Annotated in this window: 23 protein-coding genes; 14 read left to right on the forward strand and 9 right to left on the reverse strand. The window is 68.4% G+C overall.

The features are described 5' to 3' along the window. Positions 1-41: 41 nt before the first annotated feature. Genes otnI through AE618_RS14510 form a run of 3 tightly spaced genes read left to right on the forward strand, consistent with a single transcriptional unit; the run spans position 42 to position 2,941 of the window. Positions 42-848, forward strand: a complete 807-nt coding sequence (gene otnI, locus AE618_RS14500; RefSeq protein ID WP_054209776.1) for a 2-oxo-tetronate isomerase — start codon at positions 42-44, stop codon at positions 846-848. Further along, the gene (locus tag AE618_RS14505) at positions 848-1,846 is read left to right on the forward strand and encodes an ROK family protein (protein WP_054209777.1); all 999 of its coding nucleotides are present in this window, start codon (positions 848-850) and stop codon (positions 1,844-1,846) included. The genes otnI and AE618_RS14505 overlap by 1 nt, the downstream gene beginning before the upstream one ends. 48 nt (positions 1,847-1,894) lie before the next feature. Beyond that, positions 1,895-2,941, forward strand: a complete 1,047-nt coding sequence (locus tag AE618_RS14510; RefSeq protein ID WP_054209778.1) for an acyltransferase family protein — start codon at positions 1,895-1,897, stop codon at positions 2,939-2,941. Positions 2,942-2,951: 10 nt separating this feature from the next. Here AE618_RS14510 and AE618_RS14515 read toward each other — a convergent pair whose 3' ends face one another. Further along, positions 2,952-3,218: a hypothetical protein gene (locus AE618_RS14515; protein WP_248310879.1), complete on the reverse strand. Its 267-nt coding sequence runs from the start codon at positions 3,216-3,218 to the stop codon at positions 2,952-2,954. A gap of 206 nt (positions 3,219-3,424) precedes the next feature. On the opposite strand from AE618_RS14515, the gene AE618_RS14520 reads away from it, so the two are divergent. Together AE618_RS14520 and AE618_RS14525 are read left to right on the forward strand one after the other, a co-directional pair. Continuing rightward, positions 3,425-5,230: an ABC-F family ATP-binding cassette domain-containing protein gene (locus tag AE618_RS14520; RefSeq protein ID WP_054209780.1), complete on the forward strand. Its 1,806-nt coding sequence runs from the start codon at positions 3,425-3,427 to the stop codon at positions 5,228-5,230. Between the two features lie 108 nt (positions 5,231-5,338). Continuing rightward, complete coding sequence (locus AE618_RS14525) at positions 5,339-6,085, forward strand: SDR family oxidoreductase (protein WP_054209781.1); 747 nt, start codon at positions 5,339-5,341, stop codon at positions 6,083-6,085. Between the two features lie 223 nt (positions 6,086-6,308). Here AE618_RS14525 and AE618_RS14530 read toward each other — a convergent pair whose 3' ends face one another. Next, complete coding sequence (locus tag AE618_RS14530; RefSeq protein ID WP_054209782.1) at positions 6,309-7,202, reverse strand: metallophosphoesterase family protein; 894 nt, start codon at positions 7,200-7,202, stop codon at positions 6,309-6,311. Positions 7,203-7,282: 80 nt separating this feature from the next. Beyond that, positions 7,283-7,519, reverse strand: coding sequence for a hypothetical protein (locus AE618_RS28015; RefSeq protein ID WP_156330277.1), 237 nt, complete (start codon positions 7,517-7,519; stop codon positions 7,283-7,285). A gap of 14 nt (positions 7,520-7,533) precedes the next feature. On the opposite strand from AE618_RS28015, the gene AE618_RS14535 reads away from it, so the two are divergent. Together AE618_RS14535 and AE618_RS14540 are read left to right on the forward strand one after the other, a co-directional pair. Then, positions 7,534-8,046, forward strand: a complete 513-nt coding sequence (locus AE618_RS14535; RefSeq protein WP_054209783.1) for an NUDIX domain-containing protein — start codon at positions 7,534-7,536, stop codon at positions 8,044-8,046. Positions 8,047-8,234: 188 nt separating this feature from the next. Next, positions 8,235-8,735, forward strand: coding sequence for a GNAT family N-acetyltransferase (locus tag AE618_RS14540; protein WP_054209784.1), 501 nt, complete (start codon positions 8,235-8,237; stop codon positions 8,733-8,735). A 141-nt stretch (positions 8,736-8,876) separates the two neighbouring features. Here AE618_RS14540 and AE618_RS14545 read toward each other — a convergent pair whose 3' ends face one another. The 4 genes from AE618_RS14545 to AE618_RS14560 form a co-directional block, all read right to left on the reverse strand. Further along, on the reverse strand, positions 8,877-10,976 hold the full coding sequence (locus AE618_RS14545) for a hypothetical protein (RefSeq protein WP_054209785.1): 2,100 nt from the start codon (positions 10,974-10,976) through the stop codon (positions 8,877-8,879). 232 nt (positions 10,977-11,208) lie between these two features. Continuing rightward, entirely contained in the window at positions 11,209-14,043 is a 2,835-nt protein-coding gene (locus AE618_RS14550) for a DUF4159 domain-containing protein (protein WP_156330285.1), read from the reverse strand. A 178-nt stretch (positions 14,044-14,221) separates the two neighbouring features. Then, a complete protein-coding gene (locus tag AE618_RS14555; protein WP_054209787.1) occupies positions 14,222-15,136 on the reverse strand; it encodes a DUF58 domain-containing protein in 915 nt (304 codons plus the stop codon). Between the two features lie 14 nt (positions 15,137-15,150). Continuing rightward, positions 15,151-16,173, reverse strand: a complete 1,023-nt coding sequence (locus AE618_RS14560; RefSeq protein ID WP_054209845.1) for an AAA family ATPase — start codon at positions 16,171-16,173, stop codon at positions 15,151-15,153. Between the two features lie 273 nt (positions 16,174-16,446). Between AE618_RS14560 and AE618_RS14565 the strand changes: the two genes are divergently transcribed. Genes AE618_RS14565 through AE618_RS14580 form a run of 4 tightly spaced genes read left to right on the forward strand, consistent with a single transcriptional unit; the run spans position 16,447 to position 19,207 of the window. Next, entirely contained in the window at positions 16,447-17,040 is a 594-nt protein-coding gene (locus tag AE618_RS14565; protein WP_082365282.1) for a DUF1285 domain-containing protein, read from the forward strand. Further along, complete coding sequence (locus AE618_RS14570) at positions 17,040-17,684, forward strand: CoA pyrophosphatase (protein WP_054209789.1); 645 nt, start codon at positions 17,040-17,042, stop codon at positions 17,682-17,684. Before AE618_RS14565 ends, AE618_RS14570 begins: the two co-directional genes overlap by 1 nt. 21 nt (positions 17,685-17,705) lie before the next feature. Next, positions 17,706-17,963 carry a DUF6111 family protein gene (locus AE618_RS14575; RefSeq protein ID WP_054209790.1) on the forward strand — a complete coding sequence of 86 codons (258 nt, stop codon included), beginning with the start codon at positions 17,706-17,708 and terminating at the stop codon, positions 17,961-17,963. Further along, on the forward strand, positions 17,960-19,207 hold the full coding sequence (locus AE618_RS14580; RefSeq protein ID WP_054209791.1) for a CCA tRNA nucleotidyltransferase: 1,248 nt from the start codon (positions 17,960-17,962) through the stop codon (positions 19,205-19,207). The genes AE618_RS14575 and AE618_RS14580 overlap by 4 nt, the downstream gene beginning before the upstream one ends. A 4-nt stretch (positions 19,208-19,211) precedes the next feature. Here AE618_RS14580 and hemF read toward each other — a convergent pair whose 3' ends face one another. Next, a complete protein-coding gene (gene hemF / locus AE618_RS14585; RefSeq protein ID WP_248310886.1) occupies positions 19,212-20,099 on the reverse strand; it encodes an oxygen-dependent coproporphyrinogen oxidase in 888 nt (295 codons plus the stop codon). Between the two features lie 16 nt (positions 20,100-20,115). Continuing rightward, a complete protein-coding gene (locus AE618_RS14590; protein WP_054209793.1) occupies positions 20,116-20,628 on the reverse strand; it encodes a tRNA (cytidine(34)-2'-O)-methyltransferase in 513 nt (170 codons plus the stop codon). A 144-nt stretch (positions 20,629-20,772) separates the two neighbouring features. Here AE618_RS14590 and AE618_RS14595 point away from each other — a divergent pair, with 144 nt between their 5' ends. From AE618_RS14595 to AE618_RS14605, 3 genes are all read left to right on the forward strand, one after another. Next, positions 20,773-22,638, forward strand: a complete 1,866-nt coding sequence (locus AE618_RS14595; protein ID WP_054209794.1) for an ABC transporter ATP-binding protein — start codon at positions 20,773-20,775, stop codon at positions 22,636-22,638. Between the two features lie 194 nt (positions 22,639-22,832). After that, positions 22,833-23,384 carry a ubiquinol-cytochrome c reductase iron-sulfur subunit gene (gene petA, locus AE618_RS14600; protein ID WP_282568516.1) on the forward strand — a complete coding sequence of 184 codons (552 nt, stop codon included), beginning with the start codon at positions 22,833-22,835 and terminating at the stop codon, positions 23,382-23,384. A 53-nt stretch (positions 23,385-23,437) separates the two neighbouring features. Further along, complete coding sequence (locus AE618_RS14605) at positions 23,438-24,721, forward strand: cytochrome b (protein WP_054209795.1); 1,284 nt, start codon at positions 23,438-23,440, stop codon at positions 24,719-24,721. Positions 24,722-24,725: the final 4 nt, after the last annotated feature.

The raw sequence follows: 24,725 nt of genomic DNA on the forward strand, positions 1-24,725 counted from the left end.
GCGCTAGCCTTGGCCCGTTGTCACCAGCCTCGAGACCCGCCATGCCACGCTTTGCCGCCAATCTCTCGATGATGTTCACCGAATGGGCATTCCTCGACCGTTTCAAAGCGGCGTCCGATGCCGGATTCGAGGCCGTCGAATTCCTGTTTCCCTATGACTACGCCTGCGAACAGGTCGGGCTGGCGCTTGCCGGCGGCGAATTGCAGCAGGCGCTATTCAACCTGCCGCCGGGCGATTTCGCCAATGGCGAGCGGGGCATCGCTGCGCTGGCCGGGCGCGAGGACGAGTTCAAGGCGGGCGTCGAGACGGCGTTGCGCTATGCCCATGAGACCGGCGTGAAGCGCCTGCATATGATGGCAGGCCTCGCCGATCCCGAAGACGAAAAAGCGCAGGCAACCTACCGCGCCTCTCTCGCCTACGCGGCCGATGCGCTGGCGCCTCATGGCATCGATCTGCTGCTGGAGCCGATCAACGGCCGGGACATGCCGGGCTATTTCCTCAATGATTTCGACCGGGCGGCCGATTATGTCCGCGAGGCCGGGCGGGACAATGTCAGGCTTCAGTTCGACATGTATCACTGCGAGCTGATCCATGGCGACGTCGCCGGCAAGCTGCGGGCGCTGTACCCGCTGGTGGGCCATGTCCAGATCGCCAGCGCCAATGGCCGTCATGAGCCCGACAGCGCCGGTCCCGATTATCCGAGCCTGTTCGCCCTGCTCGACGAGCTCGGCTATGACGGCTTCGTCGGCTGCGAGTACCGGCCGAAGGCGGGCACGCTTGAAGGGCTCGGCTGGTTTTCGGAGTATCGCAAGCCCGAAGGCAAGTCCGATCCGCTGGACCTTGCGTGATGACGGACTTCTCCTATCCGGTCCTGGTCGCCGATATCGGCGGCACGAATTGCCGTTTGTCGCTGGTCGAGGATGCCGGCGCGCCGCATCGGCCGCTGGCACGGATCGGCACCGGCAGCCACCCGACCCCGGAGGCGGCGCTGGAGTCGGTGCTGACGACGCTGACGCAGCGGCCGCGCTCGGCGGTCCTTGCCGTCGCGGGTCCGCTGGAAGGCCGCAGCGCACAGCTCACCAATGCCAACTGGCATTTCGACGGGCCGCAGATCGGGCGGGCTCTCGGGCTGGAGCAGGGGCTGCTCGTCAATGATTTCGAGGCGCAGGCGGCCTCGCTTGCGGTGCTGGGCGAAGCCGACCTGGCGACGCTGGTCACGGGTGCGCCGGAGCCCGGCGGCGTGCGGCTCGCGCTCGGGCCAGGCACCGGCTTCGGTGCCGCGGCGCTGGTCACGCGGGGTTCGCGCGGCGTGCTGGTGCCGACAGAATGCGGTCATATCGGCATTGGGCCGGAGGACCCCGCCGAGGAGAAGATCTGGCCTGCGCTCAAGGGCGGGCACGCCCGCGTCACGGTTGAGGACCTGTTGAGCGGCAACGGGCTGGTGCGATTCCACCGCGCGGTCGCCAGCGAAGCCGGCATGCTGGAGGCCGATGTCAGCGCCGCCGACGTGACGACGCTGGCGCTCGACGGCGATCCCGCCGCGCTGATGGCGGTTGTCTGTTTCTGGCGCTTGCTGGCCCGGGTGGCCGGCGATCTCGCGCTGGCGTTCAAGGCGACGGGCGGCGTTTACGTGTCCGGCGGCATCGTGCCGCGGCTGCTGCCGCTGGCCGACAAGCCGACGATTCACGCGGTTTTCTGCGGCAAGCCGCCGATGGAGGATCTCGCGGCGCGTTTCGCGCTTCATGTCGTCACCGCTCATGACGGTGCAGAGCAGGGGATGGCCGCGATTGCAGCTGCGCCTGCGCGCTTCGGCCTCGACGATCCCGCCCGGTTGTGGTTTGGCTGAGGCCGGCGCGCCGGCCGGCGGGCTTTGACCGAGCGTTTGCCAGCTCCCTTGTCCGCCATTCTTCCCATCCAGGTGTTGCGCGCGCTCGCGGCCTTCATGGTCGCGGTGCACCATGTCCAGCCCGACGCGGCTGTGCTCGCGCTGCGAGGAGGCGCGAGCTTTGCCCGCAGCGACATCCTGCCTTGGATGGCGGGCGTCGACATCTTCTTCGTCGTCTCGGGCTTCATCATGGTCCATGCCTCGGGCGCGCTTTTCGGGCGGCCGGGCGCGTCGCGGCTGTTCCTGCAGCGTCGGATCGCGCGGATCGTGCCGCTCTACTGGGCCGCGACGACGCTGTTCCTGCTGATCGGGGTGGCTGTTCCCGCTGTGCTCAACTCAGGCGCGCCGGGCATCGGCCAGATCGCGGCCTCCTACCTGTTCTGGCCGGCGCTCTCGACGCAGGGGCTCGTCCAGCCGGTTTATTCGCTGGGCTGGACGCTGAACTACGAGATGCTGTTCTACGTCCTGTTCGCGGCTGCCCTCGTGCTGCCGCGTGGCCTGGTCGTTCCGGCCGTGACGCTCGCGCTTGTGGTTGTGGTGGGCGGCGAGGTTCTAGCCGGTCCGCTGCCCTTGCCCTTCAGCTTCTGGGGCCAGCCGATCGTGCTGGAATTCGCGGCCGGCATGGCGCTGGCGCTGCTGAAACGGGGGGGATTGCAGCTCGCCTCGCCGCTGCGCTGGGGCATGGCGGCCGGCGGCGTGGCGATCCTGCTGTTGGGCAGACACCTGCCGCTGCCGGTCGGGCCGTGGCGTGATGTCATCATCCATGGTTCTGCGGCGACGCTGCTGGTGCTGGCCGCCGTCTCGGGCCTCGACCAGGGCACGCCGTCTCCGACGATGCGCGCGCTGGCGCAGGTGGGCGATGCATCCTATGCGCTTTATCTCGTCCACCCCTTCGTGATCAGGGGGCTGCGCGAGGTCTTCATGCGGGCCGGCCTGCTTGAGCCGGTGCTGTTCATCGTCGTGGCGCTGGCAGGGGCGGGGGGCGCCGCGCCCGCGGCCCCCCCCCCGTTCGGGGGGCCCGCGGCCCCCTGGGTGCGGCGGCGGCTCGATCGCTGAGGCTTTGCGCCTATGTCAGGCGCTTGCCCTTGAGCGATTGGCCGACCACGCCGCCGGCCTTACGACGCTCGGCGCGTTTCGCCTTGATCGCCTCGGCATGCTCGGCCTGGGGATGATAGCCGCGCTCCATGATCTCGAGGGAATATTCCTCATAGGTCAGGCCCAGCGCCTCCGCCTTCTCCTGGCGGCTCAGCGCAATGTCGCGCGGCTTCTTCCAAGCCTTGCGATGAGCGAGGCGCCAGTCGAAAATCCGGCCGATCGTGCCGCTGCCGCTCATGGACCGGCGCTTGCGCTCCGTGAGCGGCGGGCCGCCATTGTGACCGATTCCGATGGGACGTGGGCGAGGCATGGGTCGTTCACTCGGCAGTGCGTGACATCACGATACGGGCTGGAGCGGTGCAGGCAAGCGACGCGCCATCGCCTGCGGACGTGACATGGCGGCCCTGCCGGGCTATCCCGCCTGCTCCCCCTCACGGACACATCATGGCCCCCTTGCTCCATCTGCGCGACGTCGCGCTCACCTTCGGCGGCCAGCCCTTGCTGGAGGCGGCGGAAATCGCCGTGTCCGCCGGCGAGCGCGTCTGCCTCGTCGGCCGCAACGGCTCGGGCAAGTCGACGCTGTTGAAGATCGTGGCGGGCCTCGTCGAGGCCGACAGCGCCGAGCGCTTCGTCCAGCCGGGCTGCACCGTGCGCTATCTGCCGCAGGAGCCGGACTTCACCGGTTACAAGACCTCGCTCGCCTATGTCGAAGCGGGGCTCGGACCTGGCGACGACGCCTATCGCGCGCAGTACCTGATCGACGAGCTCGGCCTGACCGGCGAGGAAGACCCCGCCACCATGTCGGGCGGCGAATCGCGCCGCGCCGCGCTGGCGCGCGTGCTCGCGCCCGAGCCCGACATCCTGCTGCTCGACGAGCCGACCAACCATCTCGACCTGCCGGTGATCGAATGGCTGGAGCAGGAGCTGAAATCGCTGCGCTCGGCCATGGTGCTCATCAGCCATGACCGTCGCTTCCTGACCAATCTGTCGCGTGCCACGATCTGGCTCGATCGCGGCCTGACCCGGCGCATGGACCGGGGTTTTGGCGAGTTCGAAGCCTGGCGCGACGAGGTTCTCGCGCAGGAAGAGCTCGACCGCCACAAGCTCGACCGCAAGATCGCGCGCGAGGAGGACTGGCTGCGCTATGGCGTCAGCGCGCGGCGCACCCGCAACCAGCGGCGGCTGGGCGAACTGCATGGCCTGCGCGAGCAGCGCCGCACGGCGCGCTTCGCCGTCGGCAACGTCAAGCTCGAGGCCAGCGAGGCGCAGACCTCGGGCAAGCTGGTGATCGAGGCGGTCAACGTCGCCAAGGCCTATGGCAGCAACGTCGTGGTCAAGGATCTGTCGCTGCGCGTCGCGCGGGGCGACCGCATCGGCATCGTCGGCCCCAACGGCGCCGGCAAGACGACGCTGATCAACCTGCTGACCGGGCAGCTCGCGCCCGATTCCGGCACGGTGAAGCTCGGCGTCTCCCTGAACATGGTGACGCTCGACCAGCGCCGCGAAAGCCTCGATCCGGCGACGCCGCTCGGCGATGTGCTGACCGGCGGCGGCTCGGACCAGGTCATGGTCGGCGACACGCCGCGCCATGTCATCGCCTATATGAAGGACTTCCTGTTCCAGCCGCTCCAGCGGCGCACGCCGGTCGGCGCGCTGTCGGGCGGCGAGCGCGGCCGGCTGATGCTGGCGCGTGCGCTGGCGAAGCCCTCCAACCTGCTGGTGTTGGACGAGCCGACCAACGACCTCGACCTCGAGACGCTCGACCTGCTGCAGGAACTGCTGGCCGACTACAAGGGCACCGTCCTGCTGGTCAGCCATGACCGCGACTTCATCGATCGCGTCGTCTCGGCGACGCTGATTTCGGATGGCGACGGCGTCTGGACCGAGTTCGCCGGCGGCTACACCGACATGGTGGCGCAGCGCGGACGCGGCGTCGGGGCGAAGGCCCGGGTCGTCTCGGGCAAGGGCTCGGCGGCTGAGGTCGCGGCTCCGGCCGCACCGGTCGTCGTCAACAAACGCAAGCTCTCGTTCAACGAGAAGCACGCGCTGGAGACGCTGCCCAAGCGCATCGAAGTGCTGCAGGCCGAGGCCGCCAAGCTGACCACCGCCATGGCAGGCGATCTCTACACCCGCGACCCGAAGCTCTTCGCCAAGGCGACCGCGCGGCTGGAAGAGGTGACGCGCGAGATCGGCCAGGCGGAAGAGCGCTGGCTTGCGCTGGAGATGCTGCAGGAAGAGATCGGGGCTTGAGGCTCCGCCGTCATGCTCGGGCTTGACCCGAGCATCTCAGGGCAGAGATTCTCGGGTCAAGCCCGAGCATGACGGCCAAGGCAACCAAAACGCTATCGAGGAAACACGATGAGACTGAAGGGCAAGACGGCGCTGGTCACCGGCGCGGCGCAGGGGTTCGGGTTCGGAATCGCAGAGACCTTCGTCAGGGAAGGCGCCCGCGTCGCGGTGCTCGACCTCAATGGCGACAAGGCGAAGGAGGCAGCCCAGGCGATCGGCGGCGGGACCATCGCCTTGACCTGCGATGTCGCCAAGGCCGATAGCGTCAATGAGGCCGTCGCGCAGGTGCTGGCTGCCTTCGGGCGGCTCGACATCGTCGTCAACAATGCCGGCACGACCCATCGCAACATGCCGATGACCGAGGTTCCCGAAGAGCTGTTCGACCGTGTCTTCGCGGTGAACGTCAAGTCGATCTATCTGATGGCGCTCGCGACGGTGCCGCATTTTCGCGAGCATGGCGGCGGCGTGATCCTGAACATCGGCTCGACCGCGGGCGTGCGCCCGCGTCCCGGCCTCACCTGGTACAATGCCTCGAAGGGCGCGGTGAACCTGCTTTCGAAGTCGATGGCGGTGGAGCTGGCGCCGGACCACATCCGGGTTAATGCGATCGCGCCGGTCGCGGGAGAGACGCCGCTGCTGGCGACCTTCATGGGCGAGGACACACCCGAGAAGCGCGCCCAGTTCCGCGCCTCGATTCCGTGGGGCCGGCTCTCGACGCCGCAGGACATGGCCAATGCGGCGCTGTTCCTGTGCTCGGACGAGGCGGAAATGGTGACGGGGACGGTTCTGGCGGTGGATGGCGGCCGCTGCATCTGAGAGCGCCTGCCAATCCGCCAGCGCGGCCGTCTGACGCAGCGTTCTGCGCTTCCGGTGCTCACGGACAGATCTGGCCGTGGATGGCGGCCGCTGCATCTGAGGATTCCTCGTCATGCTCGGGCGAAGCGCAGCGCAGACCCGAGCATCTCGGAAACCAGTATCTTCGCGTCCTGAGATTCCCGGGTCGGCGCTTTGCGCCGCCCGAGAATGACGCCGTAGGCGATCACACTGGCTTGGTGTGCAGTGTGATCTCCTGGCGCCTCATCACCGTGCCGTCGAGCTCGAAGCCGCGCTGCTCCAGCGTGATGTGAGGCGATGTCGCGTCGCCCTCGATCCGGAACAGGTGCCAGGTCGCCATCTCGCCATGGCCGAGTGGGCCGATCGAGCAGGAGGGCACGCCGACGATCGGCACGTCGCGGCCGAAGCCCGGCCGCCAGGCCAGCGAGAATTTGTGATTGTGCCCGTGCAGCACGAGGTCGGCGCCCTTGCGCGCCAGCATCGCTTCGAAAGCCGCAGCATCGACCAGTTCGCGCGAGCGCCGGGCGCCGCCGACATAAGGCGGATGGTGGATCAGGACGACGCGGATCAGGCCCTCGTCGCGGGCGCGATCGAGCAATGCTTCCGTGGCGGCCATCTGGCGTGAACCGATGCGCCCGGTTGCCATCAGCGGCATGGTCGGGATACCGCTGTTGAGGCCGATCAGCGCGACATTGCCCTGCCTGCGATACCAGGGATAGCCGATGCTGCCGTCGTCGCTGGCGACCCAGGGGCCGAGATGGCTCGCGAGCGCCTTCAGCGAGGAGCGGGCATAGGCGTCGTGATTGCCTGGCACGAAGGAGACCGCCTCGCGCGGGCCGAGCGTGTCGAGGAAGGCGACGGCCGTCTTGAACTCGTTGGGCAGCCCGATATGGGCGACATCGCCGGTGCAGGCGATATGATCTGGGTGCTGCGCCTGGATATCGGCGACGATCAGCGCCAGGATGTCCATGTCATGGGCGTGCCGGCGCTTGCGGCGCCAGTTGACGTAGCCCGTCGCGCGCTTGCCGAGCAGCTGATGCAGCGAGAAGCCCACGAGCGGGCCGAGATGCGGGTCGGACAGGTGCGCGAGCTTGAACACAGCCTCAGCGCTTGCCCTCGCGACCACCGGCCGTCAAGCGCGCAGATGCATCGAACCCGATGCCTGCGCGCGACGGTCGATCAGTTGGCCGCGCCGGTCAGTTCGGAGACGACGCGCGAATCGGTCAGAGTCAGGGCAGGCTGCCAGTCGAAGGCAGGCTTGGCCCGCAGGCGAGCGATGATGAAAGAGAGCAGCATGACGGAAATCCCCAGCGATGAGGCGGTGATATCTGCCTGCTTTGCGGCGCGTTTGTGACGTAGCGGAACCCGGAACGGGTGTCCGACATGCGTCATTTGCATAGACAAATCAGTAACCATCGGGAGGTGCCGTCATGGCGGGCAGCACAGGCGACAAAGGCGGCAGAGAACCCGAGGCGGGGTTGACGCGGCTCCAGCGGCTGCAGGTCAGGGTCCTGCACAGCTATTTCCGCTTCGCGCGCGGCATGACGCTGGGGGTGCGCGCCGCCGTGCTGAACGAGGCCGGCGAGGTCTTCCTGATCCGCCACACCTATACGCCCGGCTGGCAACTGCCGGGCGGTGGCGTCGAGACCGGAGAGACGGTGGGCGAGGCGCTGGCGAAGGAGTTGCGCGAGGAGGGCTGCATCCGGTTGACGGCTCCGGCGCAACTCTTCGGCATCTATTTCAACCGCAAGATCTCGCGCCGCGATCATGTCGTGCTCTATGTCGTCAGGGATTTCGTCGTCGACGCGGTCAAGAAGGCCGACATGGAGATCGCGGAAGCGCGCTTCTTTCCGCTCGATGCGCTGCCGCAAGGGCTGACGCCAGCGACGCGGCGTAGGCTGGCGGAGATCGCCGAAGGTGCCATGTCCGGCACGGACTGGTGAGTTCCAAGCGGCGATGGACGATGGCCCATCGCTCTGCTACATCGCCGCGATCATGACCAACGGGCACGGCATTTCACTGCTGCGACGACCGGCGCGCTGAACGCGCTTCCGGCAGGCCTGCGCCTTGCGCGGACCCTGCGTTCACATCGTCCAGCCTTGTTCTGCCCGCCCGCAGGTTTGCCGCCGTCATGACCTCCTTGCCTTTGACAATTCGCCATGAGCTTCCCGTCGATGCGGCCGCGATCGAGCGGTTACATGAGCGCGCCTTCGGGCCGGGGCGCTTCGCCCGCACCGCGTTCCGTCTGCGCGAGGGCGTACCGCCCGATCCGGCGCTGACTTTCGCGGCGCATGTCGGGACCTTTCTGGTCGGCTCGATTCGGGTGACGCCGGTCAATGCCGGTGGGCACACCGCGCTGATGCTGGGGCCGCTGACGGTCGATCCCGCTTTCGAGGGGCGCGGCATCGGGGCCGCCCTGATGAACCGCTCGATCGCGGCGGCGCGCGAGGCCGGGCACGACCTCATCCTGCTGGTGGGGGACGCGCCCTATTACGCCCGCTTCGGCTTCAAGGTGATCCCGCCCGGCCAGCTTCTGCTGCCGGGGCCGGCCGATCCGGCGCGGTTTCTCGCGCTGGAACTGGTGGAGGGCGTTCTGGTGCAGCGGCGCGGGGCTGTCACCGCGATCAGGTGACGAGCCCTGTCATTCCGGGGCTTCGCGACGCGAAGAACCCGGAACCCACGACTGGACGATACCTTCGCCGGCCTCTCCAAACACGCTCGCCCGGTCGTGGGTTCCGGGTTCGCTGCTTTGCAGCGCCCCGGAATGACAGTGTCAGGCGGCTGCGTCCGGGCGCCGGTTGAAGCGCCGGCCGCTTTCGCCGATCCAGCCGGCGACGAGCGCGCCGAAGAGCAGCGCCAGGCCGAGCAGGCCGATGAAGAGCGGCGAGACCTGTACGCCGCGCACGATGCCGGAATCGCTGATGCGCAGGCCGATCCAGTCCGCGCCGGCGAACTGGCTGCCGGAGCGCACGGGCACAATGCGTGGCACCGTGACGGCCGAGCCGCTCTCCTGACCGATGCGGCGCGAGGAGCCGCCCGTCGCCTCGGCCAGCGCCTGGAGGGCCGCCGGGTTGCTGACGACCTCCATCAACTCGCGCGGATTCTCAGGGCCAAGGCTGGCGAAGGCGGTGAGGTTGTCGCCGGAGATGCGGTGCAGGCCGAATTCGCTGCTGGCGATGCGCGCGGTGAACAGGCCGGGGCGGCCGGGTTCGAGCGGCACGGAGCGGGACTGGCCGTCCGGCCCGGTGACGATGACGGGGGCGGGGTTGTCGCCCAGCGTCTGGCGCTCGACCTCGATGACGCCGCCGCGCGCGACGGCGCGCAGCGCTTCCTCCTCGAGATCGGGCTCCTTCATCAGCCAGTGGCCCAGACGGCGCAGCAGGTCGAGATGGGGGCCGCCATCGCGGAAACCGCGCGCCCAGAGCCAGGCATGGTCGGTAAGGAAGAGCGCGACGCGGCCCTTCTGCTCGCGGGCGAGCATCAGCAGGGGGCGGTCGCCGGGGCCGGTCATGACAGGCGAGCCGGTGCGGGCGCGGGCGCCGACCATGCGCAGCCATTCGCCCCAGCGCGGCGGCTCGACCTCGGAGCCGGGCAGGTCGCGGGTCACCGGGTGGCGCTTACCGGGTTCGCTGACGCGGGCGCGATAGGCCTCGTCGATCACCGAGCCGTCGGGTGTCGCCGGCAGGATCTGGCTGAGCGGCGTGCGCGAGAGCGATTGCGCGCCGGCATATTCGGGACCTGCCGCGATCAGCAGCGCGCCGCCTTCGCGGACATAGCGGACGATGTTGTCGAAATAGACCAGCGGCAGGATCGACTGGTTGGCGTAGCGGTCGAAGATGATCAGGTCGAATTCCTTGATCTTGACCTGGAACAGCTCGCGCGTCGGGAAGGCGATCAGGGAGAGCTCATTGATCGGCGTGCCGTCCTGCTTCTCCGGCGGGCGCAGGATGGTGAAATGTACGAGGTCGATATTGGCGTCGGCCTTGAGCAGGTTGCGCCAGGTGCGCTCGCCCGGATGCGGCTCGCCCGAGACCAGCAGCACGCGGAGCTTGTCTCTAACCCCTTCAATTGTAATCACCGCGCGGTTGTTGGCGAGCGTCAGTTCGTTGTCGAGCGGGGCGGCCTCGATCTCGATGACATTGGGGCCGCCGCGGTCGATCCGCACCGGCACCGAGACGGTCTGGCCGACCGTGACCTCGCGGCGCGCGATGATCTCGCCGTCGCGACGGATGGTCAGCCCGGCGCGGCCGGGCCCGCCCTTCTCCAGCACGCGCAGGCGCACGGTCTGGTCCTTGCCGACGATGCCGAAGCGCGGTGAATCGACCAGCACGATGCGGCGGTCGATCTCGGCATTGCGGCCCGTGGTCAGGACATGCAGCGGCGCGCGCAGGCCCAGTGCCTCGGCCGTCGGCGGGGCGTCATGGGCGAGGCCGTCGCTGATGACGATGGCGCCGGCGACGCGCTCGGAGGGGACATCGGCGAGGCTTGCCGCCAGCGCCTCGAACAGGCGTGTACCGTCGCCGGAGCCCTGCGCGTCACGGACCTCGACGATGCGTGATTCGACATTGGTCAGGCCGCGCAACTGGCGCTCGACCTCGGTTTGGGCGGCCTGCGTCTGCGCAGCGCGGTCGGCCAGGCGGTTCGAGCCCGAGCGGTCGACGACGACGGAGACGACGTCCTTGACCGGCTCGCGGTCCTCGAAGACCAGCGAGGGATCGGCCAGCGTCACGGTCAGCACGGTCAGCGCAAGCGCGCGCAGGATGGCGCTGCGGCCGGCGAGCACGACGCATGCGCCGGCCGCCAGCGCCGCCAGAACGGCAAGGCCGATCAGCAGCGGCAGCGGGACGAGCGGCGCGAAGGAAAGGCTCCACATCAGATCGGGTTCCTGTTCCAGCTCGGCCCGTTGCGCTCCATCAGCCGCGTTAGGACACGGCAGGCACGACGCCACTCCCTCCCCCCGCTTGCGGTGGGGAGGGCTGGGGTGGGGGGCAGTGCCGCTCGGGGCCGCCGACAAAGGACAGCGCTCAGGCTTTTCGCCCCCCCATCCCTAGCCCTTCCCCACCGCAAGCGGGGGGAAGGGGACAGGTCGCGCCCTTGCACGGCGTTCACTGCCCCAGCCTTTCCAGCAGGGCGGGGACGTGGACCTGGTCGGCCTTGTAGTTGCCGGTGAGCGCGTACATCACGAGGTTGACGCCGGCCCGCAGCGCCATTTCGCGCTGACGCGGATCGGAGCCCGAGAGCGGCACCAGCGGCTCGCCGCGTCGGTTCACGGCCCAGGCCGAGGCCAGGTCGTTCGAGGTGATGACGATCGGCGAGACATTGTCGCCGGCGCGGGCCGGGCGACGGCCATCGGCACCGGCGGGGGGAAGGATCTCGACCCAGGTCGTTCCGGTATCGTAGCGGCCGGCGAAACCGTCGAGGATGTAGAAGGTCTTGGTCAGGACGTGATCACGCGGCAGCGGCTCCAGCTCGGGAATGTCCAGCGTCTGAAGCATGCGGCGCAACTGTTCGCCCTCGGGCGTGGTGCCGCCTCCGGGCCGGGCGCTCATCGCGTCGCGGGTGTCGAAGATCACGAGCCCGCCGCCCTTCATATAGGCTTCCAGCTTGCGCAGGGTCTCGGCCGTGGGGATCGGCCGGCCGGCGACGATCGGCCAGTACAGCACCGGGAAGAAGGCGAGCTCGTCGCGGTCGGCGTTGACGCCGACGGCCTCGCCCGGCTCCAGCGCCGTGCGGGCGCCGAGCACGACGTTGAGACCGGCCAAGCCCGCCTTCGACATTTCGTCGACCGCCCTGTCGCCGGTCACGACATAGGCCAGCCGGGTCACGGCGCCGGCGGCAAAGAGCTCGCGCGGAATCGGAGGGCGCTGGTCGGGGGCGGCGGGCGCCGCCGGAGCCGGGGGGACCGCCTGCGCGCGTGCCGTCTCGGGGACGAGAGTCGTGCCGCCCAGCGCCAAGGCGAGCAGGATCGCGGCCGGAGCGGCGCGGCGCGCCTGACGCGCGATGGAGAGCCTGCCCCCGAGCCACAGCGTCGCCAGCGTATCGGCGACCAGCAGCAGCAGCGCCAGCACCAGCAGTTGCGGGCGGATGTCGAGCGCGACGGGCTTGTCGACCGGCAGCACGGCGACGCCGAGCGAAGCGAGGTCGATCGCGCGCAGGGTGTCGGTGGGGTTGAGTGCATTCACGGCGAGTGAGCCGTCGGCGGGACCGTAGATGCCGGGCGGATGGGCCAGCGTGGCGCGGCCGGCGAAGCTGCGCGCGACGGGCTGTGCGGTGGCGGGGGGGCTGCGGAAACTGCCGCTGCCGTCGAGGACGCGGGTCGGCGACAGGGTTTCCACGCGGGCATCCTCTCCCTGAGGTTCGGCAGGGCCAGTGCCGGCGAGGCCGACGATCTTCCGGAGCATCTCGACGAACAGCCCCGAGAGCGGCAGGTTCGACCAGGTGGTGTCGGCGGTGACATGCATCATCGCGATCATGCCGTCGCCGCGGCGCTCGCCGGTGACGACGGGCGTGCCGTCCTCCAGCGCCGCCCAGGTCTTGCGCGACAGATCGGCCTCGGGCTCGGCCAGGATCTGGCGGGAGACGCGCACGTCGTCGTTGATGGCTGTGCCGAAGAAGGGGCTCTCGCGGGTGAAGGGGGCGAGCTTGCGCGGCGTCTCCCAGGACAGGCCGCCACCGAGCGTGCGGCCGCCTCGGCGCAGGCGCACCGGCGTCAGGTCGTCCGATGCCGCGGCAAGGCGCGCGCCGGCAAAGCGCAGCAGCACGCCGCCACGCTGGATGAAGGCGTTGATCTTGCCGACGGTGTCACCGTCGAGCGCGCCGATATCGGCCAGCACCAGCACCGAGAGGTTCTGCGCCAGCAATTCGCCGACGGGGTCGGTCGAGCCCGGGCGTGGCTCGCGGATCTCGGCGAAGGGCTGGAGCGCGCGCGAGACGTAATAGGTCGGCGAGAGCAGCGGTTGGGCGGTGTCGGTGGTCGCGCCCGAGACGATGCCGACGCGGCGGCGCTTGGCGCGGTCGTCGAGCAGGGCGACGGCCGCCGCGCTGCGCTCGCCCACCACCTCCAGCCGCGATACGGAATTGCGAACCTCGATCGGCAGGGTCAGCCGCGCCGTGGTCTGGAGTTCGGAGCCGTTGAAGACGAAGGGGGCGTCGCCGAGCGGCAGGCCCTTGAGGTCGAGCGCGCGGACCTGGCCGCTGGCGGCGGCCGCCGGCGTCGGGCGCAGCACCTTGACGGCGAGCGCGCCGGCGAGGTTCTCGGGCGCGGTCAGCGCAAGCTGGTCGATCGGGCCGGCATGGATCGAGAGGCGGCCGGCATCGGCCTCCTGCTTCAGCCTGGCGAGGAAGGCTGTGTCGTCCGTGACGGACAGCCCGTCGGCGACCCAGACGATTTCGGCATCGGGCGCCGTCCGCAGGAAAGCCTCGATGCGGGGCAGATGGGCGGCGCGGTCGGGCGCATGGGGCTGGAGCGCGAAGGCACGCAGGCGGTCGAGCGCAGCGCGGGGCTCCGACAGCGTGATCTCGGCGGGGTTCTCGGCTAGGCCAAGGATGGCGACGGGCCGGCCCTCGCGGGCAGCGGCGGCGACGCGCGATTCCGCGACCAGCAGGCGCTCGGGCCAATCGGTCGCCGCGCCGAAGCCGTTGTCGACGAGCAGCAGCATCGGCCCGCGCAGCGGTCCCGCCTCGCGCGCCGGGTTCCAGACCGGGCCTGCGACGGCCAGGATCGCGAGCGCGGCGATGATCATACGCAGCGCCAGCAGCCACCACGGCGTGTGCGCCGGCATTTCGCGCTTGGCGACGAGGTCGGCCATGATCTTCAGCGGCGGAAAATCAATCCGCCGCGGGCGCGGCGGCGTCACCCGCAAGATCAGCCAGAGCGCCGGCAGCAGAGCCAGCGCCGCGAGAGCGAGCGGTGCGGAGAAGGCCAGGGGGAGCGAGCTCAGCATCGGCAAGCTTCCTCTGTCATTCCGGGACGGCCCGTAGGGACGGACCCGGAACCCACGACTGCGCTCAACCTGACAACGATATCATGGCTTCGTCTCACCCGGTCGTGGGTTCCGGGTTCTTCGCTGCGCGAAGCCCCGGAATGACAGAACCTGTTTCCATGCGAAGGCTTCATCCTCATCGCCCTGCCCCCCGCGCGGCGGCGACCAGGCTTGCGATGCGCAGAACGCCTTCGCTGGCGGGCCTGTCGGTGCGGTGGAGCGTCAGGGTCCAGCCGGCCTTGCGGCAGGCCTCGCGAATCGCGTCGCGATGGGCCTCCAGCCGCTGGCGATATTCGACGCCCCAGGAGCCGGCATCACCGACGCGCAGCGACAGGCCGTCCTCGAGGTCGAAGAGCTCGGCCTGGCCGGTGAAGGGGAAGGTTTCCTCGATCGGATCGGCAATCAGCAGGACATGGCCGCGTGCGCCCGACGAGGCCATCGTGGCGATGCGCTTGGCCAGCGATGCCGCCGGCGAGAGGCCATCGGTGATGATGATCGCATCGGCGAGGCGTGGCAGAGGGCCGTTTGGCGGCAGGTCGGTATCGGCGCCCTTGGCGTCGGCCAGAATCGCCTGCGCCAGCGTCTCGACGATGCGGCGCGAGGCCAGCGCCCGGGTCAGGCCGAGATGGCCGACGCGCTCGCCGCCATCGACCAGTGTCTCGGCCAGCGCGAAACCCGCGATCAGGGCGCGATCGACCTTCGATGCCAGGGCGAGCGAGGAGGAAAAGCCCATCGAGGCCGAGCGGTCGATCCAGAGCCAGATCGCGTGCGAGGCCTCCCATTCGCGTTCGCGGACGAAGAGATGGCCATCGCGGGCCGAGCGGCGCCAGTCGATGCGCGAGGAGGATTCGCCGGTGACGAGCGGGCGGTACTGCCAGAAGGTCTCGCCGGGGCCGGCACGCCTGCGGCCATGGATGCCGTGGACGCTGGCCGAAACGCGGCGGGCTTCGAGGATCAGCCGGGGCAGGCGCGCCGCGAGATCGAGCGAGGCGGTGACGACCGGCTTGACCGGCTGCCGATCGGAAGCCCCGAGAACGCGCGTGCGCAGCATCAGCCTGGCTCCTCCTACCCTAGCCGCTCGACGAGCTTGCCGATGATGCCCTCGACGGTCTCGCCATCGGCGCGGGCGGCAAAGGTCAGCGCGACGCGATGCTTCAGCACGGGGATGGCCAGCGCCACGACATCGTCGACGGAGGGCGCGAGACGGCCTTCGACCAGCGCGCGGGCGCGGCAGGCCAGCGTCAGCGACTGGCTGGCGCGGGGGCCTGGCCCCCAGGCGAGCTTGTCGGTGATGGCGCCGTCGCTGCCCTCGCCGGGGCGGGCGGAGCGGACCAGGTCGAGGATCGCATCGACGACGTTCTCACCGACCGGCAGGCGGCGCACCAGCCGTTGCGTCGACATCAACGTCTCGGCCGTCATCGCCTGGACGGGCTTGTGCTCGGAGGCGCCGGTGGTCTCCATCAGGATGCGCCGCTCGGCCTCGCGGTCGGGGTAGGCGACGTCGATCTCGAGCAGGAAGCGGTCGAGCTGGGCCTCGGGCAGGGGGTAGGTTCCCTCCTGCTCGATCGGGTTCTGGGTCGCCAGCACATGGAAGGGCGCAGGCAGGTCGTAACGCTCGCCGCCGACCGTGACATGGTGTTCCTGCATCGCCTGCAGCAGCGCCGACTGGGTGCGGGGCGATGCGCGGTTGATCTCGTCGGCCATCAGCAACTGGGCGAAGACCGGGCCCTTGATGAAGCGGAAATGGCGCTTGCCGTCGGTGCTCTCGTCGAGAACCTCGGAGCCGAGGATGTCGGAGGGCATCAGGTCCGGCGTGAACTGGACGCGGCGGGCGTTGAGGCCAAGGACCGTGCCCATGGCCTCGACGAGCTTGGTCTTGGCGAGGCCCGGCACGCCGACGAGCAGGCCATGGCCACCCGCCAGCAGGGTGATGAGCGAGAGATCGACCACCTTCTGCTGGCCGAAGATGACCTGGCCGATCTCGGTGCGCGCCGCACTGATCGCGCCCAGCGCCGCTTCCGCAGCCTCGACGATCCCGGTATCGAGGCTGATCGGCGGGTTGGCCTCCGCTGCCCGGACTTGCGCCATCATGTCGATCTCCTTCACCCTCTGGGTCGCATCTTCGTCTTCGCGCGGCGCGTCCTCGAACTTTCGCTGAACGCTCCTCGCCTCTTTTCGCCTGGCCTTTGGACGTCTCGCAACCTTGCAACGGTCTGAACCGTTGAGTGTGGACGGGGCGCCATGCCGGCTCAAGGGGCCGCATGTCGCGGTGCACAGAACTCGGCTTCACGATTATGTGGAGTTCAAGGCAGAGGCTAAGATGCAACCAATATGCCGCATGCGGCCAATCCGGGTTTTTCGATGAGCTCTTCCGGCAATGCCATGGAACGGATGGTCGCTGCGCTGCAGGGGGGGCAAGGGCGCGGTCTGCCGCCTGTGGAGCGCTGGAACCCCGATTTCTGCGGGCATATCGACATGCGGATCGCCTCCGACGGAACCTGGTTCTACATGGGGACGCCGATCGGCCGGCCGGCCCTGGTGAAACTTTTCTCCTCCGTTCTGCGCCGGGACGGCGACGATTACGTTCTCGTGACCCCGGTGGAAAAACTCGGGATCGTGGTCGAGGATGCCCCCTTCCAGGCTGTCGAGATGGCGGTCGAGGGAGACGGCAACGAACGCTCCATCGCGTTTCGGACGCAGGTGGACGATCTCGTCGCGGTAGGGCCGGCGCACGCGATTCGTTTCGAGCGTGAAGCGGGTGACGGGCTCAAGCCCTATGTCCATGTTCGGCGCGGGCTCTGGGCGCGGGTGACGCGGGCGCTGACATACGATCTGCTGGCGTTGGGCGAGGTGCGCGATGTCGATGGCGTCGCCATGTTCGGGGTTGCGGCCGCCGGCGCTTTCTATCCGGCCGTGCCTGCGAGCGATATCGAAGGCGAGACGGAAAGAGCGTGATGCGGCCCTTGAAGCTGACGGCGGAGGAATTCGCCGTGCTGGCGAAGCAGCGTTTGCGGCCCGAGCCGCCCTCCATTGGTGACCTGATCGCGCGACCGCGCGGCGATCACGACATGCAGCCCCATCCGGTGCCCCTGCCTGACGAGAAGGCCGCGGTCCCCGCCGCCGTGCTGATCGGGATCGTGCCGCGGGCAGAGGGACCGACCGTGCTGTTGACACAGCGCGCGGCAGCGCTGCGACGTCATTCCTCGCAGGTGGCGTTTCCGGGCGGGCGGGTCGATGCCGTCGACGGCTCACCTGTGGTGACAGCGCTGCGCGAGACGGAAGAGGAGATCGGGCTGTCGCGCGAACGCATCCGCACGCTCGGCTTCCTCGACGCCTACCTCACCGGAACGGGGTACCGAATCGTGCCCGTCGTGGCGCTGGTCGAGCCGCCGTTCTCGCTGACCATCAATGCCGACGAGGTCGACGAGGCCTTCGAGACGCCTCTGTCCTTCCTGCTCGATCCGGCCAACCACCGGCGCGAGGGCCGGGAATGGCAGGGTCTTTACCGCACCTACTATGCGATGCCGTTCGGGGATCGCTATATCTGGGGCGCAACCGCCGGCATGATCCGCAATCTCTACGAGCGGCTTGCCGGCTGAACCGACTGGACGACCACGCCCATGCTGCGCTCTGTCATCGAGGAGGTTCTTCTCTTCGTCCTGCCCTTCTGCGTTTTCGCGGGCTATCTCATCGTGAATCGCCGCAATCCGCTCGATGTCGAGCACTGGAGCCGGCATGTCTTCTGGCTGGCGGTCGTCGGGCTGACGCTGGCGATCGCGCTCGTGGCCTATGGCGGCTGGACGGCGCCGCGCAGCAGCGGCGCCTATGAGCCTCCGCATATGGAGAACGGGACGCTGGTGCCCGGCCGCTTCAAATGACGTTGCCGCCCGCGCAGGCCATCGCCGCCTTCCTGGCCCGGCCGGCGTTGGCAGCGGTGCTCACGGCTCTGAACGGGCAGGGTGAAGAGACCCGCGTCGTCGGCGGGGCGGTTCGCGACCTGCTGCTGGGGGAGGGCGTCGGAGATATCGATCTGGCTACCACCGGCTTGCCGCAGGAGACGATCCGGCGCGGCGAGAGAGCGGGTTTCAAGGCGGTGCCGACCGGGATCGAGCACGGCACCGTGACGCTGGTCCGCGACGGCGTCGGCTTCGAGGTCACGACGCTTCGGCAGGATGTCGAGACCGATGGGCGCCGTGCCAAGGTGCTGTTCGGGCGCGATTTCGTCGCCGACGCCCTGCGGCGCGACTTCACGGTCAACGCGCTCTCGCTGGATGGCGCGGGCAGGGTGCACGACCATTGCGGCGGACTTGCCGACCTGGCGGGCCGGCGCATCCGCTTCATCGGCGATGCCGGCAGCCGCATCTGCGAGGATTATCTGCGCATCCTGCGCTTCTTCCGCTTCCATGCCCGCTATGGCGCAGGCCCGCCCGACCCGGACGGTCTCGCCGCCTGCATTATGGGGCGGGCGGGGCTTGCCGGGCTGTCGCGCGAGCGGGTCCGCGCCGAACTCATGAAGCTGCTGGTCGCGCCCGGCGCGGCCGAGGTCGTCGATACGATGGCAGCTGCCGGGCTGTTGATGCCGATCATCGGCGGCGTGCCGCATCTGTCGCGCTTCGCAGCCGTCGCCTGCGACCGCGAGGCTGGGCCGGTGTACCCGGCGTTCCGGCTGGCGGCGCTCGCCGTCAGGGTGCGCGAGGATGCGTTGCGACTGAGGGACGGCTTGCGCCTCTCGAACGAGGAGTTCGACCGTATCGACCGTATCGCGGGGGCGCTGGAGGCGTTGTCGGGGCGAGCTTCGGCTCCTGATATCGCGTCTCTGCGCCACCTTGCCCACCGCCTCGGCAACGACTCGGTGGCTGCAGGGCTCGTGCTGCTGACGGCTGGCGCCGATGAGACGGCACAGCATCAGGCTCAGGCGATGATCGCCGAACTTGGGCGCACGCCGCCGTTCCGGCCTAGCGGCAGGGATGCCCTGGCGCTCGGCGCGGAGGCAGGACCGCTGGTCGGGCGCGTGCTGGCGACGGCCCGGCGGGACTGGATCGACGCCGGCGCGCCGGCCGAGGCGGCCACGCAGGCCGCTTTCGTCGAGCGCGCCTTGGTGGCGCTGCTGGCCGCGCGCTGACCGTTTACGGCCAGCGCACCGTCGGAGGCATCGAGGACAGGATCGAATCGACGTTGCCGCCGGTCTTCAGCCCGAAGATCGTGCCACGGTCGTAGAGCAGGTTGAACTCGACATAGCGGCCACGGCGAATCTGCTGCTCGTGGCGCTGCGCCTCGTTCCAGGGTGTTCCCATATTGGCGCGCAGGATCGGCGGATAAGCCTTCAGGAAGGCCTCGCCGACAGCCTGGGTGAAGGCGAAGTCACCCTCCACGTCGCCCGACCAGAGATAATCGTAAAAGATGCCTCCGATGCCGCGCGGCTCGTCGCGGTGCTTCAGGAAGAAATACTCGTCGCACCAGGTCTTGAAGCGGTCGTAATCCGCGATCGGGGCGCAGGCCTCGCAGGGCTCGCGCATGGCGGCATGGAAGGTGATCGCGTCGGGATCGTTCTGGGTGCGCCGGTCGTCGAGCACCGGCGTCAGGTCGGCGCCGCCGCCGAACCAGGGCTTGGTGGTGATCACGAGCCGGGTGTTCATATGCACGGTCGGCGCATTCGGATTCCAGGGATGACCGATCAGGGAGATGCCGGTCGCGTGGAAGCGCGGATCCTCGGCTGCGCCGGGAATCTGGCCGGCGAATTCGGGCTGGAAGGTGCCGTGAACAGTCGAGACATGGACGCCGACCTTCTCGAAGACACGGCCGCGCATGATCGACATGACGCCGCCGCCTCCGGGCGCGCCGTCATGGTTCGTGCGCTGCCAGGGCGTGCGCTCGAAGCGCCCGGCAGCATCGGCCTCAGGCGGGAAGGGGCCGGTCGCCTCGTCCTCGATCGCCTCGAAGGCGTCGCAGATGCGGTCCCGCAGCGTCTCGAACCAGGCCTGGGCGCGAGGCTTCAGGGCCTCGGCCAGGGACATCGATTCCGCCAGCGTTTCAGCTTCGTATTCGATCATTCGCATTCTCCACGGCAGGGCAGCCATTGTCTCGATCGGCAAAGCCGCCGGTCTGTCTCAAGGCCTCCCCCATTACGATCGCCGCGGCGAGCGCGACATTGAGCGAGCGCAAACCGGCTCGCATCGGGATGTTCACTACGGCGTCGGCGGCCTCGTAGACATTGGGCAAAACGCCCGCCGACTCGCGCCCGACCATCAGGATGTCGTCGGCCGCGAAGGGGAAATCGACATGGGCGGTCGTTCCATCCGTCTCGACCAGGATCAGCCGCCGGCGCTCGGCACGTCGCCACGCCTCGAAGGCGGTGAAGGAAACGTGGCGCGTCACGCTGGCGCGGTCGAGATAGTCCATGCCGGAGCGGCGGAAGTGCCGGTCGGAGACGTCGAAGGCGGCGGGCTCGACGATATCGACGGCGATACCGAGGCAGGCCGCCATGCGGATCATGGTGCCGGCGTTCTGGGGTATGTCGGGCTGGTAGAGCGCGAGACGCAGCATGATGCTGTCATGGGGTGACGGCCCGACATGCGTCAAGGACGCTGGCCTGAGCCAGCCATGCGCTGGGGACGCTGGCCTTCGCGGGCGAAGCGCCCCATATCAGGCCACGTTTTCGTCGCCATGCCGGTCCAAGGGAGGGCGGACATGTTCACCGCCCTGTTCCGCTGGCTCGAGAGCCGAATCGACGTCTTCGCGCCCTTCGACGAGCGCGAGACCCCGCCGCGCGGCGTCTGGCCGTTCATGTGGCACCATATCAAGGGCGTGAAGGGCTGGATGGCCCTGATCATGCTCACGGGCCTCGGCTTCAGCGGCATCGAGGCGGCGATGTATCTGATGGTCGGCTGGTTCGTCGACCTGCTCTCGACCCAGTCTCCCGCGACGATCTTCCGCGACCATGGCGCGATGTTACTGGGGGCTGCGTTCCTGCTCGTCGTGTTCCGGCCGCTGGTCTATTTCGCCAATCATGCGATCGTCGATCAGGTCGTGGTGCCGCAGATCACCAACCAGATCCGCTGGCGCAACCATGTCTATACGCTCGGCCACGCGCTCGGTTATTTCCAGAACGACTTCGCCGGCCGGCTCTCCTCGCGTGTTCTCCAGGCCGGCCAGTCGATCCGGGGCGCGACGATCGAGGTCATCGACGATCTCTGGTATGCGCTGATCTTTGCCTCCGTCGCGATCGGCTTCTTCGGCTCGACCTCGCTGTGGCTGGCGCTGCCGGTGCTGATCTGGCTGTCGGCCTATGTCGCGCTGCTGATCTATTTCGTGCCGCGCGCCAAGAAGCGCTCGGAGGCGAATTCGCTCGGACGCTCCTCGACGACAGGGCGCATCGTCGATGCCTACACCAACATCCTCACCGTCAAGCTCTTCGCCCGCGCGGACGCCGAGCGATCGGCCGTGCGCGATTCGCTGACGCGCTGGAATGCCTCCTTCCTGCACCTGTCGCGGCTGATCACGGGCGTCAGCGTCATCCTGCAGACGATGAACAGCCTGCTGGTCGTGGCCACGGCCTGGCTTTGCCTGTGGCTCTGGAGCCAAGGCGAGATGACGCCGGGCGCGGTCGCGGCCTCGATCGGGCTGGTGCTGCGGCTGGTGCAGATGTCGAGCTGGTTGATCCATCTCGTGCGCGGCGTCTTCGAGAATCTCGGCGCCGTGCAGGAAAGCATGGAAACGATCGCCAGGCCGCATGACCTGACCGATGCGGCGGATGCCGTTCCGCTCGTCGTCGCGCAGGGCGGCATCCGCTTCGACAAGGTCCGCTTCAACTACGGCAAGAGCGGCGGGCTGTTCGAGGGTCTCGATCTCGATATCGCGCCCGGCGAGAAGATCGGGCTCGTGGGGCCGTCGGGCGCCGGCAAGTCGACGCTGGTGAACCTCTTGTTGCGGCTCTATCCGCTGGAGGGCGGGCGCATCCTGATCGACGGGCAGGACATCGCCCATGTCACGCAGGACTCGCTTCGCGCCCAGATCGGCATGGTGACGCAGGACAATTCGCTGCTGCACCGCTCGATTGGCGACAACATCGCCTATGGCCGGATCGGCTCGACGGAGGCCGAGATCGCGCAAGCCGCGCGGCAGGCCTCGGCGCATGACTTCGTGGTCTCGCTCAGCGACCAGGATGGCCGCCAGGGTTTCGATTCGCGCGTGGGCGAGCGGGGCGTGAAATTGTCGGGCGGCCAGCGCCAGCGCATCGCGATCGCCCGCGTGCTCTTGAAGGACGCACCGATCCTGATCCTCGACGAGGCGACGTCGGCGCTCGATTCGGAGGTCGAGGCCGCGATCCAGGAGCAATTGACCGCGCTGATGCAGGGCAAGACCGTGATCGCGATCGCGCATCGGCTGTCGACCATCGCCGCTCTCGACCGGCTGATCGTGCTCGACAAGGGCAGGATCGTCGATATCGGAAGCCATTCGGAGCTGGTGGCGCGCGGCGGTCTCTATGCCCGCCTGTGGTCGCGCCAGTCGGGCGGCTTCCTGGCGGCGGCGGACTTGGAAAAGCTTTCCGCCTGAGCGCGGCCGGCGGACTGCGCGTGCCGTGCGTCGCCAAGCCCGCGCAACAGTAGACTTCGTCCAAACTGCATGCCAAAGAGCGCGACAGTGACGCGCCGCCGCATTGCGGCCGTGACCGCGCCCCCCTAAGAGGGGCGCAGGGCTGTAATTTCGAGTTGTTCCAAGACTCGACTGACGTTTTAGAGGGTTGGATCGTGGCGCACGCGACCGATACGAAATCGACCGAAACCACCCGCCGCGATTTCCTGATGCTGGCGACCGGAGCTGCCGGTGTCGTGGGACTCGGCGCCGTCGTCGTGCCGCTGGTCAGCCAGCTTGCGCCCGACGCGCAGACGGTGGCCGCAGGCGCGCCGATCGACCTCGATCTGACGCCCATCGCCGAGGGCCAGGCGATCAAGCTGTTCTGGCGCGGCAAGCTGATCTTCGTGCGGCATCGCACCAAGAAGGAGATCGAAGAGGCGCGCGCGGTCGATGTCGCGACCCTGAAGGATCCGCAGACCGACGCGCAGCGCGTCAAGGCCGGCCACGATCAGTTCCTCGTCGTCTATGGCAACTGCACCCATCTCGGCTGCGTGCCGCTCGGCAATGCGCCGGGCGACCCGAAGGGCGACTTTGACGGCTGGTTCTGCCCTTGCCACGGTTCGCACTACGATTCCTCCGGCCGAATCCGCAAGGGTCCCGCACCGCTCAATCTGCCGGTGCCGCCCTACGCGTTCAACGCCGACGCCAAGATCAGGATCGGCTGAGCGATGCGCTCGACGCTTTTCAGCCTGGATGAGACAGCCCCGAGGCATTCCGCATGAGTGGTCATAGCTCCTACGTCCCGAAGTCCGGCTTCGAGCGCTGGCTCGATGCGCGCCTGCCGATCGTCCGCCTTATGCATGATTCGGCGGTGTCCTATCCGGTCCCGCGCAATCTCAACTATTTCTGGACCTTCGGCGGCATCCTGATGTTCATGCTGGTGGCGCAGATCGTCACCGGCATCATCCTCGTGATGCACTACACCCCGCATGCGACGATGGCGTTCAACTCCGTCGAGCACATCATGCGCGACGTGAACTATGGCTGGCTGCTGCGCTACCTGCACTCCAACGGCGCCTCGATGTTCTTCGTCGCCGTCTATGTCCACATCTTCCGCGGCCTCTATTACGGCTCATACAAGGCGCCCCGCGAAGTGCTCTGGATCCTCGGCGTCGTGATCTTCCTGCTGATGATGGCGACCGCCTTCATGGGCTACGTCCTGCCCTGGGGTCAGATGTCGTTCTGGGGCGCGACCGTCATCACCAACCTGTTCTCGGCCCTGCCGGTGGTGGGCGAGACGATCGTGACCTTCCTCTGGGGCGGCTTCTCGGTCGACAACCCAACGCTGAACCGTTTCTTCTCGCTGCACTACCTGCTGCCATTCATGATCTTCGGCGTGGTCATCCTCCATGTCTGGGCGCTGCACCATGTCGGTCAGAACAACCCGACCGGTGTCGAGGTGAAGAACGTCGAGAAGGACACGTTGCCGTTCACGCCTTACGCGACCGTCAAGGACCTGTTCGCGATGGTCGTGTTCACCTTCGTGTTCTCCTACTTCGTGTTCTACCAGCCCAACTTCATGGGGCATGCGGACAACTACATCCCGGCCAACCCGGCCGTGACGCCCTCGCACATCGTCCCCGAATGGTATTTCCTGCCGTTCTACGCGATCCTGCGCGCCATTCCCGACAAGCTCGGCGGTGTCATCGCCATGGGCGCCGCGATCGTGGTGCTCGCCTTCCTGCCCTGGATCGACAGCTCCAAGGTCAAGTCGATGAGCTACCGTCCGATCGCGCGTCAGTTCTTCTGGGCTTTCGTGGTTGTGTGCATCGGGCTTGGCTATCTCGGCGCGATGCCGGCCGAGGGTGGCTACGTCACCGCCTCGCAGATCTTCACGGTTCTGTATTTCGGTTTCTTCGTCGCGCTGTTCGTGATCGGCCTGTTCGAGCGTCCGAAGGCTCTGCCGAACTCGATCGCCGATTCCGTGCTGGGCCCGCTCAAGGGCGGCTCCGGCGCGCGCATCGCCACGGCCGCTGCCGCCGAACCCAACGCCAAGGGCTGAGACG

Origin of the sequence: Allobosea vaviloviae (genome assembly GCF_001298265.1) — a bacterium.
GTDB lineage: Bacteria > Pseudomonadota > Alphaproteobacteria > Rhizobiales > Beijerinckiaceae > Allobosea > Allobosea vaviloviae_B.